Origin of the sequence: Stagnimonas aquatica (genome assembly GCF_003730135.1) — a bacterium.
GTDB classification, from domain to species: Bacteria; Pseudomonadota; Gammaproteobacteria; order Nevskiales; family Nevskiaceae; genus Stagnimonas; species Stagnimonas aquatica.
In genome coordinates this window covers 109,971-128,674 of record NZ_RJVO01000007.1, presented here as the reverse complement: position 1 = coordinate 128,674, position 18,704 = coordinate 109,971, and the positions used below count along the sequence as shown (strand labels likewise).

Below are 18,704 nucleotides of genomic sequence, written 5' to 3'. Positions count from 1 at the left end.
GGCTCAGCTACCCAGCTTGCGCAACAGTTCGCGCAGTTCGCGGGCGAACTCGCTGCCGCGCTGGTAGCGCTGCTCGAAGTTCTTGGCCAGGGCCTTGTCGATCACCGCAACGATCTCCGGCGGCAGGTCGGGGCGCACCACCAACGGCGAGGCGTGCGTCTCGTTGGCGATCTTGTACATCAGGGTCGCCATCGAGTCGGCCAGGAAGGGCAGGGAGCCGGTCAGCAACTGGTAGGTAGTGACGCCCAGCGAGAAGATGTCGCTGCGGCCGTCCACCTTCTTGCCGGCCAGCTGCTCCGGGCTCATGTAGCTGGGCGTGCCCAGCACCATGCCGGTCTTGGTCTTGCTGGAGTCGGCGATGCGGGCGATGCCGAAGTCCATCAGCTTGATCACCTGGCTGCCGTCCAGCAGCATCATGTTGGCCGGCTTGATGTCGCGGTGCACGACGCTGTTGCTGTGCGCGTAGTCGAGCGCATCGGCGGCATCGGCCATGATCCGCAATACCTCCGGCACCGGCAGCAGCAGATTGGGCTTGGTGTGCTTGGTGAGGTCGTGGCCCTTCACGAACTCCATGGCGATGTAGGCGAGATCGTGTTCCTCGCCGGCGTCGAAGATCGAGACGATGTTGGGGTGGCTCAGGCGCCCGGCGGTCTCCGCCTCGCGGAAGAAGCGCGCCTTGACGTCGTCCAGCTCGTCGGCCTCGAATTCCTGCGACAGCGCCATGGTCTTGATCGCGACCATGCGGCCGATCTTCGGATCCTTGCCCAGGTAGACCACGCCCATCGCGCCCTTGCCGAGTTCCTTCTCCACCTGGTAGCGGCCGAGCATCGGCTTCTCGGTGCCGCCGCCGGCCATGATCATGGTGCCGTCGGCGGTGGTGGCTCCCATCGCGCCGCCGAGGATGATGGTTTCCGACAGCTTCTTCGCGCGATTGAGCTTGGCCTGGACGTCCTTGAAGTCCTTGTTGTTCCCGGCGATGTACTGGTACACCGCCTCGGCCTTGTTGAACTGCCGCTTGCGCTCGAAGTCCAGCGCCAGGTTGTAGATCAGGTCGAGCAGCTTGTCGTCGACCGGCTTCACCCGCTTGAACTTGTCGAAGGCCATGTCGAGCTGGCCCTGGCCCTGGAAGGCGAGACCCAGCATCTTGTTGGACTCGGCGGATTCGGTCTCGCTGGCGAACTTCAGCTTTTCGGTGAGGTTGAAGCGCTTCAGCAGCATGAAGCCGTAGCCGGTGAGCACGAACAGGCTTGGCACGGTGAGCTTCAGCCACAGCGCCGGGCCGGTCATCAGAAAATACTCGGTGGCGAACAGCGCCAGGGCCAGGCCGATGGTGATGCCTGCGGCGAGACCGGCCGAGAGCCTCGGCACCGCCAGCGCCAGATAGGCCGCGAGCGACAGGAACAGCAGGAATTCGGCGATGCGCGCCCACCCCGGACGGGTGAAATAGTCCTGTTGCAGGATGCTGGAGATTTCATGCGCCAGCAGGGTCACCGGCGCGGTCGAAGGCGAGACCGGGGTGGCGAAGCTGTCGCCGGTGGCCGCCGCCGTGGTGCCGAGCAGGACGATCTTGTCCTTGTATTTGTCGGCCGGGATCTTGCCGGCGTAGACGTCATAGGCGGAGTCGGTGCGGAAGGCGGGAGCGCCGTCCTTGTCCGCGTAGAACTGGCTGTAGAGCATCAACTGTGGATTGGTGCCCAGGTTGAGGCCGCCCAGTTGCACGCCTTCACCCAGGCGCACCTCGATGTCCGAGGGCTTGAGGTTGAGCGCCAGCGAGGCGGTCCGCAGCGACAGCGAGGGGAAGAAGCTGTCGTAGTACTGCAGCACCAGCGGCGTGCGGCGTACCGCGCCGTCCTCATCGACGGTGATGTTGAGGTGGCCGAGGCCGGCGGCGGCGGCGGCCAGGGTGGCGATTGGCGGCACCACGGCGATGGTGGGCACCGGCAACTGCCCGGAAGCGCGGGCATCGACGCGGTCAACGATGCTGGTGAGCGCCTCGCGCTGCACATAGTCGGGCAGCGGCTTGTCCGGCAGGCCCTGGGGACGCCCGAGGTGGAACAGCATCGGCAGCACGCCGTGGCTCGCGGCCAGCGAGCTGCCGAGAGTGGCGTCCGGCGAGGCGCCGCCGCCGAGCGCCTTGATGCGCGCCATCAGCTCGTTGATGGCATCGACATAGGTCTTGGTCAGCGCCGAGTCCTGATAGGCCTTGGCGATCTGGGCGATTTCCGGCGAATGGCCGGCGGCGTCGTGCAGCATGATGCCGAAGGTCTCGATCTCGGCCGGGATCTGTCCCTGCAAGGGCGAGGTGGCGAGGTAGTCGGCCAGGCCCTGCACATCGCCGGCGGCTCCCTGCTCCGGCTCCAGGTAGAGCACGGTGTTGACCACCAGCTTGGGCTGGCCGGCGTTGATGCGGTCGAGCAGCTCCGCCTGCCGGACCCGTGGCCAGGGCCAGCGGCCCAGCTTGGCGATGGAGTCGTCGTCGATGGCGACGATGGCGATGCGGTCGGAGGGCTGGCGCTCATGCCCGCGCACGCCTAGATCGTAGGCGGCACGCTCCAGGCCCTGGAAGCCGGAGCCGAAGACGCCATAAGCCAGGACGGCGAACAGCAGGGAAAAGGCCAGAGCTGCGAACCAGTCTTTGGTCCAGAGGCGCTCTTTCACGCGACGCTCCCAACTTTTTGCGTTGTAATGAAACCGATACTAACCCAGATTTCCGAGCCCCAGACATGACTTGCAGCACGCCCCATGGCCAGGATTAAGACCGCGTACGTGTGCCAGGAATGCGGCGGCCAGTTTCCGAAATGGGCCGGCCAGTGCGGCGACTGCGGAGCCTGGAATTCCCTGGTCGAGGCAACGGTGTCGGCGACGCCGCGCAGTGCCCGCAGCGGCGGCATGGCTGGACTCGCGGGCGACGGCCGGGTGCAGCGGCTCTCCGAGGTCTCGGCCGAGGACTCGCCGCGCGTCGCCACCGAGCTCTCCGAGATGGACCGGGTGCTGGGCGGCGGCCTGGTGCCGGGGGCGGTGATCCTGATCGGCGGCGACCCCGGCATCGGCAAGTCCACCCTGCTGCTGCAGGTGCTGGCGGCGGTGGAAGGGCGATTGAAGACGCTCTACATCACTGGCGAGGAGTCGCTCACCCAGGTGCATCTGCGTGCCCGGCGCCTCGGCCTGCCGCGCCTGGATTTGCCGGTGCTGGCAGAAACGAGCGTCGAGCAGATTCTCGGTGTGCTCACACGAGAGAAGCCCGGCCTGGTGGTGCTCGACTCGATCCAGACGCTCTATACCGACAGCCTGGAATCCGCGCCCGGCTCGGTGAGCCAGCTGCGCGAGACCACGGCGCAGGTGGTGCGCCACGCCAAGCAGAGCGGCTGCGTGATCATCCTGGTCGGCCATGTCACCAAGGAAGGCGCCATTGCCGGCCCTCGGGTGCTGGAACACATGGTCGATACCGTCCTGTACTTCGAGCAGGATGTCGGCAGTCGCTACCGCATCATCCGGGCGATCAAGAACCGCTTCGGCGCGGTCAACGAGCTGGGCGTGTTCGCGATGACCGATGCCGGGCTGAAGGAGGTCAGCAACCCGTCCGCGCTGTTCCTGTCGCGCCACGAGCAGCCGGTGCCTGGCAGCGTCATCACCGTCACCCGCCAGGGCAGCCGGCCGCTGCTGGTGGAGGTGCAGGCGCTGGTCGATTCCTCCGCGCTCGGCAATCCGCGCCGGGTCACCCTGGGGCTGGAAGGCAACCGCCTGCACATGCTGCTGGCGGTGCTGCACCGCCACGCCGGCATCGCGCTCGGCGATCAGGACGTGTTCGCCAACGTCGTCGGCGGCATGAAGATTTCCGAGACCGCCGCCGACCTGCCGCTCCTGGTGGCGGCACTGTCCAGCTTCCGAGGCCAGGCGGTGGCCAATGATCTGGTGATCTTCGGCGAGGTCGGGCTGGCCGGCGAGATCCGGCCGGTGCCGAACGGCGAGGAGCGGCTGATCGAGGCCGCCAAGCACGGCTTCAAGCGCGCCATCGTCCCCGAGGGCAACCGCCCACGCAAGGCAACGTCGATTGATCTGGAGGTGCTGCCGGTGGGCCGGCTCGACCAGGCGCTGGGCTTGATCTAGGCCCGGCCGCTCAGTGCTCTTGCAGTAGCTGTTCCAGCTCCGCTTCGATGGCCTGGGCCTGGCGGCTGTCTTCCAGGGTCTCGCCGACAAACAGCCCCCGGATCAGGCCGTGTTTGCCGATCAGATACCAGGCCGGCCGGTCCGGGCTGCCGAGCTGGCGGCTGTAAGCGGCGCCGGCATCCAGCAGCACCGGGAATTCCGGTCCGTAGCCGGTGGCGGGGTCGGGCGAGGGCGCTGCGCCAGCGCCGGTGTCGGTCGAGCCGATGACAATCACCCGCAAACCCCGGTGTCGGTAGCGCTCCAGCAAGGAGGTCAGCCAGGGCCGGGAGTTCGCGCAGTCGATGCAGGCCGGCGCGACCACCGCCAGCAGTACCACCTTGCCGCGCAGGGCGGGCCAGCTCAGCGGCGGCGAGTTGAGCCAGTCCTCGGCCTGTTGGCTGGGGAAGTTGGGTGCGAAGCGGGGCGCGCCCTGCGCCGTCGCCTCCGCCGAAGGGTGTCGGAAGTACAGCGACACGGTCACGGCGGTGGCGATGCCGGCGAGGAAGGGCAATATCAGCTTCATGGGGCGCGTGCAGACTAAGACCGCCCTGCCCGCGAATTCAACCTGCCGTGGTCCGATGACTCCTGAACAAGCCGGGGCGCCCGAGGCGCCGCGCTTCCGCCGTGCGCTGGTCTACTGGTTGCAACTGGGCTGCATCAGCTTCGGCGGCCCCGCCGGGCAGGTGGCGCTGATGCACCAGGAACTGGTGGAACGTCGGCGCTGGATCTCCGAGGGCCGGTTTCTTCACGCACTCAACTACTGCATGTTGCTGCCCGGCCCGGAAGCCCAGCAGCTGGCGACCTATCTGGGCTGGCTGTTGCACGGCGTGCGTGGTGGGATTGCCGCCGGTCTGTTGTTCGTACTGCCCTCATTGTTGCTGCTGATCGCGCTGTCCTGGGCCTATCTGGCGCTGGGCAGCACCGCCTCCGCCGCGCTGCTGGCCGGGGTCAAGCCGGCGGTGATCGCCGTCATCGCCCACGCTGCCTGGCGGGTTGGCAGTCGCAGTCTGCGGCGCCCGCCTGCGCGCTGGCTGGCGCTGCTCGCGTTCGCGGTACTGAGCCTGCTGCCGGTCCAAGCCTGGACCTTTCCCTTGCTGCTGGCGCTGGCAGCGCTCTGCGGCTGGCTCTGGCGCGACGCCTTTGCCGCGCCTGCGGCGACGCCGGCCTTGGCCGAGGAGCGGCGGCCGGCGCTGATCGACGATCACAGCCCGACGCCGGCGCATGCCGAGATTCGTCCCCACCGCCTGCTGGCCATCGCCCTGTTGGGCCTGGGGCTGGGCCTGGCGGTATGGGGACTGCTGCGGCTGCTGGATGGCGCGGAGGGCCGGCTCACCGACATGGCGGCCTTCTTCACCCAGGCCGCGCTACTGACCTTCGGCGGCGCCTATGCGGTGCTGCCCTATGTGTTCCACAACGCGGTGCAGACCTATGGCTGGATCAGCGCGCCGCAGATGCTCGACGGCCTGGCCCTGGGGGAGAGCACGCCGGGGCCGCTGATCATGGTGGTCGCCTTCATCGGCTACCTCGGCGCGGCGGGTGTCGAGCAGCACTGGGCGGCGGGTATCGCCGGCGCGTTGGTGGCGAGCTTCTTCACCTTTCTGCCGTCCTTCCTGTTCATCCTGCTGGGCGCGCCCTGGGTGGAGCGCAGCCGCAGTTTCAGTGCGCTGACCGCGCCGCTGAGTGCCATCGGCGCGGTGGTCCTGGCGGCTATCGCCCACCTGGCGGTGGTGCTGGCGGTACAGCAGTTCTGGCCGGCCTCGGGTTTCGATGCCCGCTCGGCGCTGCTGGCCTCTCTCGGTCTGCTGGCCTTGGTGCGCGGTTGGCTGGGCGTGGTGCCGCTGCTGGCCCTGAGCGCGGTGCTCGGCTGGATCTGGCTCTAGGTTCTAGAGCAGTTCTTCGCTGGGCGCCGGCCGGATGCGCGCGGTCTTCACCGCGTTGGCGCGTGCCTCGATGATCTCGAACTCGTAGTCGGCGATGCGCAGCTTGCGCCCGGTCTTGGGGATGTCGCCGAGCTGCTCCACCACCAGACCGTTGAGCGTCTTCGGGCCGTCGGTGGGCAGCTTCCATTGCAGGCTGCGGTTGAGGCTGCGGATGGTGACGTTGCCGCTGACCAGTGCGGAGCCGTCGTGGTCGAGGGTCACGTGCTTCTGGCGGGTGGCTGGGTCGCTGGTGAACTCGCCGACCACTTCTTCCAGGATGTCTTCCAGCGTCACCAGGCCCTGAATGTCGCCGTACTCGTCGACCACGAAGCCGATGCGCCGCTTCTGGTCCTGGAAGTTGAGCAACTGCTGGTTGAGAGGCGTGCCCTCGGGGATGAAGTAGGGATCGCGCACCAGCCCCATCAGACTGTCGAGGTTGAGCTGACCCTGGGCGGCGGCGCGCACCAGCTTGCGCAGGTGCACCACGCCTTTCAGGTCGTCGATGGAGCCGTTGAACACCGGCAGCCGGGTGTGGCTGCTGGCGACGATCACCTCGTGGATCTGTTCCCAGGGCTCGGAGAGGTCGATGCCGATGATCTCGTTGCGCGGGATCATGATGTCCTCGACCGTCGCGTGCTCAAGATCGAGGATCGACAGCAGCATGCGCTGGTGGCGCTGCGGGATCATCGCGCCGGCTTCGACCACCACCGTGCGCAGCTCCTCGGTGGACAGCGAGTGGGTGGCGGCGTCTTCCTTGGTCACGCCGATGGCGCGCAGCACGCCGTTGCTGAGCAGGCTCACCGTCCATACCACCGGCGTCAGCAGCCATTGCAGCGGGTAGTTGATGTAGGCGGAAGGAATGCCGACCCGCTCCGGATACAGCGCCGCCAGGGTCTTCGGCGCGGCGTCGGAGAACACCAGCATGACCACGGTCAGACTCACGGTGGTGATGCCCAGCACCACTTCGTTATCGCCGAACAGCTCGATGGCGACCAGGGTGGCGACCACGGTGGCGGCGTTGTCGGAGAAGTTCTTGCCCAGCAGCAGCAGACCGATCAGCCGGTCGGGCCGGTCCAGCAGCTTCTGCGCCAGCCTGGCGCCACGGTCGCCCTGCTGGGCGCGGGTCTTCAGGCGGTAGCGGTTCAGCGTCATCAGGCCGGTTTCCGAGGCCGCGAAAAACGCCGAAAGAGCAAGCAGGAAGACCAGGAGCGCCATCTCCAGGCCCAGGGACAATTCGTTCAAGTGCGGCTACAGCCGGTGACCACAAGGGCGACCATAGTTAGCGAACGGCGGGGCGGGGTGTCAAGCCAAACCGAACCCACGGCGGGTGGCTAACTCCAGTGGCGGCCTAGAAATTGCTCCAGCACCAGCTTGCTGCCGAAATAGGCGAGCAGAAACAGGCCGTAGCCGCTCAGCGCCCAGCGCACCGCCCGGCGGCCACGCCAGCCCCAGCGGCGACGGCCCAGCAGCAGGGCGCCGAAGATCGCCCAGGCCAGGATCGACAGCAGGGTCTTGTGCACCAGGTGCTGGTCGAACAGGTTGTCGACGAAGATCAGTCCCGACAGCAGCGCCAGGGACAGCACGAAGAAGCCGGCGCCGATCAGCTGAAACAGCCAGTCCTCCGCCGACTGCATGGGCGGCATCCGCAATACCCGGTTGAGCTGCTCCGGCTTGTGCAGCAGGCGGTCGAGCACCGACAGCGCCACCGCCTGTGCGGCCGCCAGGGTCAGCAGGCCGGCGGCGAAGATCGACAAGGCCACGTGCAGGGCGATCTTCCAGTCGTGCGGCGCCTCGGCACCCGAGCGCGAAGGCCAGACCGCCACCAGCAGGGCGCCAGCCGCCGCCAGGGGATAGATCGCGGTACGCAGCGGCCAGAGGGTATTGACCCGCCAGAGCAGGGCCAGCAGCAGGGCGGTCTGCCAGGTGACCAATGACAGCGCCTGGGTGAGTCCGAGCCGGCCATCGGCCTCTTGCAGGCTGCCGACCAGGGCCAGCCCGTGGCAGCCGAGCGCCAGCAGCAGCGAGATCAGCCCGGAGCGGTCCTGCCGGGCGCCCGCCGCCCGCCAGGAGGCATGCGCATAGGCAACGAGGGCAATCAGCGCCAGGGGCAGGATGGGCAGCGACATGGCCGCAGGATAGCACTGGCTCCCTGGCCTGCGGCCGGGGCTCCACGGGCTGCATGCTAGACTCAAATCGTCGTTAATCAGGGGCTTGCGAATTCCGATGCGGATCAAAATCCTGGGGTGCAGCGGCGGGGTGGGGCCGAGCCTGCGCACCACCAGTCTGTTGATAGACGACGAGATCCTGATCGACGCCGGCACTGGCGTCGGCGATCTGGCCTTGTCGCAGATGCGGCGCATCCGCCACGTGGTGCTCAGCCACGCGCATCTCGATCACGTCTGCGGCCTGGCCTTCATGGCCGACAACCTGTTTGATCTGATCGACTCGCCGATCCGCGTCCACGCCAGCGAGGCGACGCTGAGCGCGATCCGCGATCACATTTTCAACTGGAAGATCTGGCCGGATTTCTCCCAGCTGCCCAATCCCGAACAGCCCCTGCTCCGCTGGGAGCCCCTGCCGGTGGGTCAGCGCCTGGACTTGGGCGAGCAGCGGGTGCTGCACAGCTTCGAGGTGCTGCACACCGTGCCTGCGGTCGGACTGGCGGTGCAGTCGCCGACCGGCGTGTTCGCCTTCAGCGGCGACACCTGGGCCTGCGACAGCCTGTGGGATGCGCTCAACGCCCTGCCTCGGTTGGATCTGCTGATGATCGAGATCGCCTTCCCCGACGAGCAGGAAGAGCTGGGCGCCGCCTCCAAGCACTTCACGCCCTCGCTCCTGGCGCGCGAGCTGGGCAAGCTCCGGCACCGCCCGCAGCTGCTGCTGACCCATCACAAGCCTGGCACCGAGGCCCTGATCCAGCGCCAGTGCGCGGCGCTGCTGGTCGGCTGGAATTATCATCATCTCGAATCCGGCGAAATCTTCATGCTGTAAGCGCAGGAAGCTGCTGCGCTCGGTATTTCGCGCTCCGGCAGTGCTCGAAATCCTCACGTACTTTTAAGTACGCTGCGGTTTCTGCGCGCTGGCGGATCGCGAACTCCCTTCGCTCGCGACGCTTCTCGACCTTTTTCCGAATACCTCGAAGCCCATGTTCGAATCACTCAGCCAGCGCCTGTCCGGCGTGCTCGACAGCCTGCGCGGCCAGGGCCGCCTGACCGAAGACCAGATCAACAGCGCCGCCCGCGAGTTGCGCATGGCGCTCTTGGAGGCCGACGTCGCCCTGCCGGTCATCAAGGGCTTCGTCGACGCGGTCAAGGCCAAGGCGCTGGGTGCCGAGATCACCCAGAGCCTCACCCCGGGTCAGGCCTTCCTGCGCTTGGTGCAGCAGACGCTGACTGACACCTTGGGTGGCGAAGTGGTGCCGCTCAATCTGCGTGCCCAGCCGCCCGCCATCCTGCTGATGGCCGGTTTGCAGGGTGCCGGCAAGACCACCACCGTCGGCAAGCTCGCCAAGCTCCTGAAGGAGCGCGAGAAGAAGAGCGTGCTGGTGGTCTCCTGCGACGTTTACCGCCCGGCGGCCATCGAACAGTTGCGCATCGTCGCCGGCCAGGTCGGTGTCGAGTTCTTCCCCTCGGAAGTCGGCCAGTCGCCGCAGGCGATTGCCCGCGCCGCCGTCGAGCAGGCGAAGAAGACCTATGCCGACGTGCTGATCGTCGATACCGCCGGCCGCACCACGGTGGACGAGGACATGATGGTCGAGCTGGCCGGCTTGCACGCCGCGCTCGATCCGGTCGAAACCCTGTTCGTGGTCGACGCCATGACCGGCCAGGACGCCGCCAAGACTGCGCGCGCCTTCGCCGACCGGGTGCCGCTGACCGGCGTGGTGCTGACCAAGGCCGACGGCGATTCGCGTGGCGGCGCCGCGCTCTCGGTGCGTCAGGTCACCGGCGCGCCGATCAAGTACATCGGCGTCGGCGAGAAGAGCGACAAGCTGGAAGTCTTCCACCCCGACCGCATCGCCGCGCGCATCCTCGGCCAGGGCGACATGCTCGGCCTCATCGAAGAGACCGTGCAGCGGGTCGATGCCGAAAAGGCCGCCAAGCTCGCCGCCAAGCTCAAGAGCAAGAAGGGTTTTGATCTCGCCGACTTCCGCGAGCAGATGCTGCAGATGCAGAACATGGGCGGCTTCGACTCGCTGCTGGAGAAGCTGCCGGGCGGCGCCAATCTGCAGGCGCAGCTCAAGAACGCCAACCCGGAAAAGCAGGTCAAGCGCACCATCGCCATCATCAACTCGATGACGGCGCAGGAGCGGCAGTTCCCCGACCTCATCAAGGCCAGCCGCAAGCGCCGCATCGCCGCCGGCTCCGGCGTCGAGGTGCAGCAGGTGAACCAACTCCTGCGCCAGTTCGATCAGACCCGCGACATGATGAAGAAGATGGCCGGCGGCGGCATGGCCAAGATGATGCGCTCACTGGCCGGCAAGCTGCCGCCGGGGATGATGCCTAGGCGCTGAGCGGATGAGCGCTACCGAGCCAGCCGGTTTCAGCGAGCGCTTTCAGAAGCGGGTCTGGATCACTTCGCATGCCGCCTTGCGCATGCTCCAGCGGAGTGTCAGCCAAGTCGAATTGCTCAACTTGATTGAGACTGGCGAGCTGCGCCACAAGGACGCGAGCCATTGCTGGATTTACAGATCCCTGGCCGGAAGGGAGGATAATCTTGTGTGCACGGCGGTTCATCTGGATTCCGCCTTGATCGTCAAGACGGTCATGATCAACTGGCAGCTTCAGGAGGTTCCAACATGAAGATGGACTACAACGCCCAGGACGACGTACTGCTGATCCGGCTCGCCGGCGGTGCTGTGGTGCGCGATGTGTCGCTGAACTGGAATGTCAATCTGGGCATGACCGAGAGTGGTGAAATCGCCGAGATCGAGATCCTCGATGCCAAGAGCGCGGGTTACCTGCCGCTGGAGATCAGCCCGGCGCTAAAAGCAGCCTAGCTAACCGGTCGCCGTTCCCGTGCTGAGTGAATCCATCAAGAAGCGCCTGACCAAGGACCGCCCTACCACCAGCATCACGCTGCGCATCCCAGTGGACGTGGTGGAAAGCCTCAAGTCGATTGCCCCGCACAAGGGCTATACCGGTTATCAGACCTTGCTCAAGGCTTACATCAGCGAGGGGCTGCGCCGCGACGAGGCGGCACATAACGACGATGCGGTCGAGAAGCTCAAGAAGGCGCTCAAGAAGCGTGGTGTTTCTGATCGGGTGCTCAATGAGGCTTTGCGCGATTTGGCGGCGTAGGGTGGGCTTCAGCCCACCCCTCAATCTGCCGGCAGCCGCGTGGGCACGCTGCACTTTGCCCACCTTACGCCGCTATGCAAGTCGGACAAAAGCCCCCTCCGGCAGGGATTCAAGGACGTACATAAAGCCCTGCCATCCCTTTCGTCGTGCAGTTTGAGAGAGCGGTTTCCTCACTGAAAACAATGCTGGGCTTTGAAAATCGGTTGGTAAGTAATAGACGGCGTAATCCGACGGAGTCTTGAGGACAAGGAAGAGGGGAAAGTAGATGGCTGCATCCATCCTGGCTTTCTGCGGTCCCCATGCGGCTCCCAAAATTTGTTTAGGTAGCGGTGACACGGCAGCTGTGGACATTGTTTTGACTTGAGCGAGGAACCCGCAAAAGTCACAGATCAAATCGGCACATTTGAAGTTGGTTGGTAGCCGCTTGAGGGTTTTAGGCTTTTTGCATTTTGGGCAGGCGCAGATTTTTGCAACGAGCTGCTCTCCCAAAGCCCCTAGTTGTTGTTTCGGCGTTGCCATAAATATCCAGTTGTGTGGTCGCAGCTAAACCCTGCCTCAATACCCCGCCGCCATCCCATCCTTGCGCGACTCCGAAGCCCCGTAATACACGCCGGTCTTGGGATCGCGCAGGATCGCCTGGTAGCCGCCGTAGCCGCCCAGGTCCCAGCCGAGCTGGTGGCCCTTGTCGAGCAGGCTGCGCACCGACTCGGCGGGAAAACCGCTTTCCAGATTCACCACACCGCCATCGGTCATCAGCTCACCGGTCGGCTCGCTGGAGCCGGTGTGGTAGATGCGCGGCGCGTCGCCGGCTTCCTGCAGGTTCATGCCGAAGTCGATCAGGTTCATGACGATCTGCACATGCCCCTGCGGCTGCATGTCGCCACCCATCACGCCGAAGCTCACCCAGGGTTTTCCGTCCTTGCTGATGAAGGCTGGGATGATGGTCTGGAACGGCCGCTTGCCCGGCGCATAGACGTTGGCGTGGCCGTCTTCCAGGCTGAACATCTCGCCACGGTCCTGCAGCACGAAGCCCAGGCCCGGCGGCGTCATGCCGCTGCCCATGCCACGGTAGTTGCTCTGGATCAGCGACACCATGTTGCCTTCGGCATCGGCGGTGGTGAGGTAGATGGTGTCGCCCTGGCGTAGCGCCGGGTTGCCGGCTTCGATGCGCTTTGCCGCCCTGGTCGGGTCGAGCAGCTTGCGGCGCTCCTGGGCGTAGGGCTTGCTGATCAGTTCGGCGACCGGGAGCTTGTTGAAGGCCGGGTCGGCGTAGAACTTGGCGCGGTCCTCGAAGGCGATCTTCTTGGCCTCGATGAACCAGTGCAGATGCTCGGGGCTGCCGTAGCCGGCCTTGGCGAGGTCATAGGCTTCGAGCAGATTGAGCATCTGCAAGACCGCGATGCCCTGCGAGTTGGGCGGCAGCTCCCATACTTCGTAGCCACGGTAGTTGGTGGAGACCGGCTCCACCCATTCGCTGCGGTGGCTGGCCAAGTCTTCGTAGCTCAGATAGCCACCCTGGGCCTGCACGTAGTCGGCGATGGTGTGGGCAATCCGGCCCTGATAGAAGGCTTTGCGCCCGCCCTTGGCGATGGCCTCCAGGCTGTTGGCGAGATGGGGGTTCTTCCAGATCTCGCCCTTCTTCGGCGCCTGGCCGTTCAGGGTCATCTGCTCGCGGAAGCCGGGGAACTTCGCGAGTCTGGGCACGCTGCGCGCCCAGTAGTAGGCGATCAGCTCGCTGACCGGATGCCCCTCGCGGGCGCTGCGGATGGCCGGGGCCAGCAGTTGCTTCATCGGCAGCCGGCCGAACTTGCCGTGCAGTTCAAACCAGCCATCGACCGCGCCCGGGACGCTCACCGGCAGCGGGCCCAGCGGCGGCAGGCGCTCCAGGCCTTCGGACTTCAGGCGTTCGCGCAGCGTCGCCAGCGTCAGCCCCTTGGGCGAACGGCCGCTGGCATTGAGCCCGTACAGGCGCTGGCTGCGCGCATCCCAGACCAGGGCGAACAGGTCGCCGCCGATGCCGTTGCCGGTCGGTTCCACCAGACCGAGCATGGCGTTGGCGGCAATCGCCGCGTCCACCGCGCTGCCGCCGGCCTTGAGGATGTCCAGTGCGGCATTGGTGGCGAGCGGCTGGCTGGTGGCGGCCATGCCGTGCAGGGCGATCACCTCGCTGCGGCTGGCGAACGGTTTGCCGGTGATGCGGTCGCCGGCCGTCGCGGGCAGGGCGCCGAGGGTCAGCAGCAGCACGAGCAGGGAGCGCATGGCAAGTCTCGGGGGCGGGTAGGGCGGCAGCATCGCCCATGCCGGGGCGGCCGCAAAGTCGGCTGGCGGGCGGCTTAGAATCGGGCGCATCCCACGTTCCCTAGATTGCTCCCATGACTGCGCTCCCGTTCCGCCGCTGGCGGGGCCTGCTTCTGTTGTTGTCGCTGCCGATGGCGGCCTGCGGCCTGTTCGGCGGCAAGCCGCCCCCGGCCCCGGAGCTGCCGCCGGTCGTGGCGCCGACCGTACCGCCACCGCCGCCGCCGAAGATCGCCCTGGCGCTGGGCGGCGGCGCCGCGCGCGGCTTCGCCCACATCGGCGTCATCAAGGTGCTGGAAAGCCACGGCCTGAAGCCGGAGATGGTGGTCGGCACCAGCGCCGGCAGTGTCGCCGGCGCCCTGTACTCGGCCGGCTATTCGGGCTTCGATCTGCAGCAGATGGCCTTCGATCTGGACCGCGCCACGGTTTCCGACTGGACGCTGTTCGGCAAGGGCCTGATCAAGGGCGACGCCCTGCGCCACTTCATCAACGGCGCGGTCAAGAACAAGACCATCCAGCAGCTCAAGCCGCGCTTCGCCTGCGTGGCGGTCAAGCTCAAGACCGGCGAGGCAGTGCTGTTCGAGCGCGGCGAAACCGGGCTGGCGGTGCAGGCCTCCTCGGCGGTGCCCGGCGTGTTCGCGCCGGCGCGGATCGGGGATGAGGACTATGTCGACGGCGGCCTGGTCAGCGTGGTGCCGATCCGCTATGCCCGGCAGATGGGGGCGGACTTCGTGATCGCGGTGGATGTCGCCGCGCCGCCCGACCAGCGCGAGGCGCAGGGCAAGCTCGACGTGGTGATGCGCACCTTCGGGATCATGGGCAAGACCATCCGCGAGTCGGAATACCCCTTGGCCGACGTGGTGGTGGTGCCGGACATGCGCGATGTCACCTCCACCGACTTCGAGGGCAAGCACCGGGCGATCCTGGCCGGCGAGCGCGCCGCCCAGGCGGCCTTGCCGGAGTTGCGTGCCAAGCTCAAGGCGCGCGGCCTGGTTTTGGAATGAGCATGGACTCGCCCGCGAGGGCGGCGGGCGCGATAAGCTTGGCCCTCAAGAGCCCGTTCACGGAAGAAACTGGCCTGTCGCCACCGGGAAGTGGCCGGGCCCTGTCGCCGCAGATCGGTGGCGCGTCGCAGCAGGAGAGTCAAGGCCAGATGAGTCGTACCGGATTGTCCGCCCGCTGTGCCGGCCTGGCCCTGCTGGTCTGGCTGGCGCTACCGCCGGCCCAGGCCGCCGAGCCGGCGCCGCAGTTCGGGCGCTACCTGCCGCTGTATCCCGGTCTCTATCTGGACGCCAGCTACGCCCTGGATCCGGCCGACAGCAGCTACGACCGCAATGGCGACCGCCAGGGCAGCGCCGCGCCGCAGGCCGGCGGCCACACGGCTTTTCCGGAGCGCCGTCTGCGCGCCAGCCTGACCTGGCATCTGCCCTTGTTCGAGGGCCGCGACCTGCCGTTTTTCTCCAGCCGCACCCATTTGCTGCGGGTCAGCCTGAACCAGGCCAGCGTCCGCACCGACGGCCGGCTGGCCGAGTTCGCCGCCGACGCCAGCGACGACGCCAGTACCGATGCCGACGACCTGCGCAACAACGGCAGCGGCGTCGGCGACCTCGGTTTCGAGTTCGGCAGCTTCCTGCTTGGCTCGCCCAGCAGTGGCTGGCGCTCGGGCGAGCGGCCGCCGTACGCATTGCTGGCCACGGTCGGCGTCCGCCTGCCGTTCGGCCGCTACGACCGCGATGCGCCGGTGAATGCCGGCAGCAACACCGCCGCAGCGCAGCTGCAGCTCGGCGGGCACTGGCAGCCCTGGAGCGGCGGCCTGGTCGACGCCGGCTTCACCTGGCGCCACTACTTCGACAACGAGGAGCCGGCGTTCGGCGCCCTGGATCCGGCGCGCCAGGGCAGCGACCGGCTGATCGACCTCAGCCTTGCCCAGCGGCTGGTCAGCGGCTGGTACGCCAGTGTCTACGGGCTGGACCGCCAGGGCGGGCACAACCGCTACCTGAATCCGCGCTACTCGCCCAACCCGCCTTCGCCGGGCGGCATTCCCGGTAGCGTCGACACCTTCCCCACGCCCGGCAACTACCAGGACGAGGGCAGCGCCCTGCGCGAAACCGGGCTCGGGCTGCACTGGTTCGCCAGCCAGCGGGTACTGATCGGCCTGCAGTACAGCCACCCGCTGTCGGGCAAGAGTGGCCAGTTCCTGCTGCCCTACACCAACCGCGCGCCAGCCGGCTGCACGCCGGGCGGACTCGGCTGCAATGTCAGCGCCGGCGACACCGTGCTGGTGGACGGCCTGGGAGCGGCGCGGGTGTTCGCCTCGGACCGCTGGACGCTGAGCCTGCGCTATCAATTCGGTCAGGGAGACCCCTACGCATGCGCTGGCTGCAAACGCTGAGTCTGGCCCTGGGCCTGACGCTGGTCGCCTACCCGGCGCTGGCGCAGGCCGGCGTGCTGTTCACGCCGCACCTCGACGAGTATTCGGTCAAGCCCAACGGCACCTACACCGAGGGCACGCTGATCCTGAGCCAGATCAACGAGGTGTTCGACCGCGATGGCGGACGGGTGGAGCTGGGGCGGCCGTTCGTGCCGGCCGGCGCCAGTACCGACACCGCGCTGGCGCTGTTCAAGGTGCTGTGGGTGGGCAACGTGTTTCGCGACACTGGCGTCCCCTACCTCAAGGATCACGACCAGTTCTGCCGCCTGATCGGTGGTTTTGGCTACCAGCAGAACACCTCGCAGGTGGCCGAACGCGGCCGCCAGTTCGGCGCCCAGGCCGGCAGCAATGGCCTCTCCGATCTGTTCGCGCTGTGCGGGCTCTACACCAGCGAGCACCGCTACGGACCGCTGAAGTTCAACGGCCTGCTGTCGGCGACGCTGAAGGAGCCGATCGGCCAGTACGATCCCGACGCGATGCTCAACGTCGGCACCAATTACCGAACGATCACCCCGCAACTCGCCTTCAACGCCAACCTCTACGGCCGGCTGAGCATCGACGGCACGCTGGCCTACCAGATCAATGGCGACAACGACAAGCCGGCCTTCGGCGGCACCTCGCCGACCCGCATCGCCGACTGGATCAATGCCGAGGTCAACTTCACCTGGAAGTTCAGCGAGCGCTGGTATGCCGATCTCGGCTACTCCTGGCACAAGTCGGTGGGGCCCAATTACTACGACCAGGTGAGCATCAACTTCAAGGATCAGCCGCTGGCGCCGGAGACCCTGTGCGCCGCGCTGGGTATTGGCAGCACGCTCTGCAACTCGCCGCTGCTGGACTCCTTCTACCTGCAGCCGCGTAGCGGCCCCTACCAGGACAACGGCGTGCAGGCCAGTCTGGTCAGCGCCGGCATCTACTACGTCTACCGCACTTCGACGGTGCTGCAGGCGCGGGTGGTGCAGCCGATCTCCGGACGTGGCAGCCAGATCGACGTGGTCTACGACGTCTGCGCGGTGAGCAACTGCCCGGGCCCCGACCGCAACAACACCGGGGTCGGCGACAACGCCTTCGCCCAGGAAGTGGCGACCCTGTTCGGGGTCGGCGAGGCGGCGGCCACCTCGGCCTCGCCCTACCTCGAACTCCGCTTCGTCTACCTGTTCTGGGCGCCGTGAGCCGGTCCCGTTTCGTCGCCCTGCTGCTGTTGCCGCTGCTGGCGGCCTGCCTGCCGGCTCGCGAGACCCTGCTGCCGCGCCTGGGCATGACGGTGCCCGGCCTGCACGACTTCCCGGCCGACTTCCGGCCGCCGCTGTCGGCCGAGACCGGCCAGCCCATGCCGGGCTTCGGCAGCGACCAGGCCAGCGGCGTCTACCGCACGCCGGTGATCTTCGTGCACGGCAACACCGTCTCGGCCCGCTACTGGCTGCCGACCCGCGACTACTTCCTGCATCAGGGCTACAGCCGGGACGAGCTCTGGGCCTTCGGCTACGGCTGGGACAATGTCCGCTACTTCGACTCCAACGAGCTGTCGGTGCCGAGCCTGGAGCGCAGCGTCAACAGCGTCATCAACTACCTGTCGAAGAAGCGCGGCGTGCCGGTGCGGCAGGTCGACATCGTCGCCCATTCGCTGGGGGTGACGGTGGTGCGGCAATGGCTCAAGCAGACCAACAGCTACCACCGGGTGCGCAACTTCGTCGGCATCGCCGGCGCCAATCACGGCACCTGGACCGCCTCCAGCGACAGCCGTGGCCAGCAGCGGCTGACCGCCTGGGAGCTGGCGCCCGGCAGCCCCTGGCTGGCGCAGCTCAACCGTGGTGGCGAAACGCCGGGGCCGACGCGCTACTTCATGCTCTACGACGGCGGCGGCTGGGCCGACGTGTTCTATCCCAAGCCGAGTCAGGACAGCCCGGCCCTCGAGGGCGCGCGCAACCTCGCGTACAACCGCGAACACGGCGCCTGGTTCGACCACATGGACCTGCCGCGCCGGCCGGAAACCCTGCAACCGGTGCTGGCCTTCCTGTCCGAGGTCCACGAGCCGCTGCCGCGCGCCAGTCCGCCGCAGCTGCTGCGCGAGGGTGAGCAGCTGCGCAGCGACCAGCCGGATGCGCGGCTCTACTGTGCCGACGATGGCCTGGAGCCGGGCGCCGCCGTCGTGCCCGCGCAGGTCTGGCCGCTGAAGCCGGGCCGGGTGAGCAGTTGCTATGCCGCGCACGCCGGGTCTGGCCTCGCCAGTCCGCTGGCGCGCTACGCTGGCGCCGAGGGCTACCAGCCGGCCGGCGAGCTGAGCTTGAGCGCCAGTCCGGCTGGCGGCGTCTACGAGCAACCGCAGCAAGTGCGGCTGACCGCCAGCGACCCCGCCGCCTTCATCGTCTACACCACCAGCGGCACCTCGCCCGACAGCGGCTCGCCGCTGTATCGGCCGGAGCATCCGCTCTACGTCGCCGCGCCGTTGCGGCTGCAAGCCGTGGCGATCACGCCCGATGGCCGCCGCTCGCCGCCGCTGGTGCTCGACTACGACATCAGCCTGGAGAAGGTCGAGGCCGCGCATACCCTGGAGCGGCAGCTCGACCCTGAAGTGCCGGAGCCGTACGCGGGCCGGCGCAAGAAGGGGCGTTGAGG

At 67.2% G+C, this 18,704-nt stretch carries 17 protein-coding genes; 11 read left to right on the top strand and 6 right to left on the bottom strand.

What is annotated here, in order from left to right:
- Nucleotides 1–3: 3 nt before the first annotated feature.
- Nucleotides 4–2,658, bottom strand: a complete 2,655-nt coding sequence (locus ED208_RS14125; RefSeq protein ID WP_233575075.1) for a CHASE2 domain-containing serine/threonine-protein kinase — start codon at nucleotides 2,656–2,658, stop codon at nucleotides 4–6.
- Between the two features lie 84 nt (nucleotides 2,659–2,742).
- On the opposite strand from ED208_RS14125, the gene radA reads away from it, so the two are divergent.
- A complete protein-coding gene (gene radA, locus ED208_RS14120) occupies nucleotides 2,743–4,107 on the top strand; it encodes a DNA repair protein RadA (RefSeq protein WP_123212567.1) in 1,365 nt (454 codons plus the stop codon).
- A 10-nt stretch (nucleotides 4,108–4,117) separates the two neighbouring features.
- Here radA and ED208_RS14115 read toward each other — a convergent pair whose 3' ends face one another.
- Nucleotides 4,118–4,669 carry a redoxin family protein gene (locus ED208_RS14115; protein ID WP_123212566.1) on the bottom strand — a complete coding sequence of 184 codons (552 nt, stop codon included), beginning with the start codon at nucleotides 4,667–4,669 and terminating at the stop codon, nucleotides 4,118–4,120.
- Nucleotides 4,670–4,724: 55 nt separating this feature from the next.
- On the opposite strand from ED208_RS14115, the gene chrA reads away from it, so the two are divergent.
- Nucleotides 4,725–6,026, top strand: coding sequence for a chromate efflux transporter (gene chrA / locus ED208_RS14110; RefSeq protein ID WP_123212565.1), 1,302 nt, complete (start codon nucleotides 4,725–4,727; stop codon nucleotides 6,024–6,026).
- Nucleotides 6,027–6,029: 3 nt separating this feature from the next.
- Here chrA and ED208_RS14105 read toward each other — a convergent pair whose 3' ends face one another.
- Both ED208_RS14105 and ED208_RS14100 read right to left on the bottom strand, forming a co-directional pair.
- Nucleotides 6,030–7,307 carry an HlyC/CorC family transporter gene (locus tag ED208_RS14105; protein WP_123212564.1) on the bottom strand — a complete coding sequence of 426 codons (1,278 nt, stop codon included), beginning with the start codon at nucleotides 7,305–7,307 and terminating at the stop codon, nucleotides 6,030–6,032.
- An 89-nt stretch (nucleotides 7,308–7,396) separates the two neighbouring features.
- On the bottom strand, nucleotides 7,397–8,191 hold the full coding sequence (locus tag ED208_RS14100) for a cytochrome C assembly family protein (protein ID WP_123212563.1): 795 nt from the start codon (nucleotides 8,189–8,191) through the stop codon (nucleotides 7,397–7,399).
- Between the two features lie 97 nt (nucleotides 8,192–8,288).
- Between ED208_RS14100 and ED208_RS14095 the strand changes: the two genes are divergently transcribed.
- The 5 genes from ED208_RS14095 to ED208_RS14075 all read left to right on the top strand — a co-directional run bounded on the left by ED208_RS14095 (nucleotide 8,289) and on the right by ED208_RS14075 (nucleotide 11,362).
- A complete protein-coding gene (locus ED208_RS14095) occupies nucleotides 8,289–9,056 on the top strand; it encodes an MBL fold metallo-hydrolase (RefSeq protein ID WP_199720625.1) in 768 nt (255 codons plus the stop codon).
- Nucleotides 9,057–9,210: 154 nt separating this feature from the next.
- On the top strand, nucleotides 9,211–10,575 hold the full coding sequence (gene ffh / locus ED208_RS14090; protein WP_123212562.1) for a signal recognition particle protein: 1,365 nt from the start codon (nucleotides 9,211–9,213) through the stop codon (nucleotides 10,573–10,575).
- A gap of 4 nt (nucleotides 10,576–10,579) precedes the next feature.
- Nucleotides 10,580–10,864 (top strand): DUF4258 domain-containing protein, encoded by a 285-nt coding sequence (locus ED208_RS14085; protein ID WP_123212561.1) that lies wholly within the window; start codon nucleotides 10,580–10,582, stop codon nucleotides 10,862–10,864.
- The gene (locus ED208_RS14080; protein ID WP_123212560.1) at nucleotides 10,861–11,061 is read left to right on the top strand and encodes a DUF2283 domain-containing protein; all 201 of its coding nucleotides are present in this window, start codon (nucleotides 10,861–10,863) and stop codon (nucleotides 11,059–11,061) included. The genes ED208_RS14085 and ED208_RS14080 overlap by 4 nt, the downstream gene beginning before the upstream one ends.
- Nucleotides 11,062–11,080: 19 nt before the next feature.
- Nucleotides 11,081–11,362, top strand: a complete 282-nt coding sequence (locus tag ED208_RS14075) for a hypothetical protein (protein ID WP_123212559.1) — start codon at nucleotides 11,081–11,083, stop codon at nucleotides 11,360–11,362.
- Nucleotides 11,363–11,434: 72 nt separating this feature from the next.
- On the opposite strand, the gene ED208_RS14070 is transcribed toward ED208_RS14075, so the two are convergent.
- Nucleotides 11,435–11,881 carry a DpnI domain-containing protein gene (locus tag ED208_RS14070; protein WP_123212558.1) on the bottom strand — a complete coding sequence of 149 codons (447 nt, stop codon included), beginning with the start codon at nucleotides 11,879–11,881 and terminating at the stop codon, nucleotides 11,435–11,437.
- Between the two features lie 36 nt (nucleotides 11,882–11,917).
- A complete protein-coding gene (ggt, locus tag ED208_RS14065) occupies nucleotides 11,918–13,621 on the bottom strand; it encodes a gamma-glutamyltransferase (RefSeq protein ID WP_123212557.1) in 1,704 nt (567 codons plus the stop codon).
- Nucleotides 13,622–13,734: 113 nt separating this feature from the next.
- Between ggt and ED208_RS14060 the strand changes: the two genes are divergently transcribed.
- From ED208_RS14060 to ED208_RS14045, 4 genes are all read left to right on the top strand, one after another.
- Nucleotides 13,735–14,661 carry a patatin-like phospholipase family protein gene (locus ED208_RS14060; protein ID WP_123212556.1) on the top strand — a complete coding sequence of 309 codons (927 nt, stop codon included), beginning with the start codon at nucleotides 13,735–13,737 and terminating at the stop codon, nucleotides 14,659–14,661.
- 149 nt (nucleotides 14,662–14,810) lie between these two features.
- On the top strand, nucleotides 14,811–16,049 hold the full coding sequence (locus ED208_RS14055; protein WP_158608570.1) for a transporter: 1,239 nt from the start codon (nucleotides 14,811–14,813) through the stop codon (nucleotides 16,047–16,049).
- On the top strand, nucleotides 16,028–17,260 hold the full coding sequence (locus ED208_RS14050; protein ID WP_123212554.1) for a transporter: 1,233 nt from the start codon (nucleotides 16,028–16,030) through the stop codon (nucleotides 17,258–17,260). Before ED208_RS14055 ends, ED208_RS14050 begins: the two co-directional genes overlap by 22 nt.
- Nucleotides 17,257–18,702 (top strand): chitobiase/beta-hexosaminidase C-terminal domain-containing protein, encoded by a 1,446-nt coding sequence (locus ED208_RS14045; protein ID WP_123212553.1) that lies wholly within the window; start codon nucleotides 17,257–17,259, stop codon nucleotides 18,700–18,702. The genes ED208_RS14050 and ED208_RS14045 overlap by 4 nt, the downstream gene beginning before the upstream one ends.
- Nucleotides 18,703–18,704 lie beyond the last annotated feature (2 nt).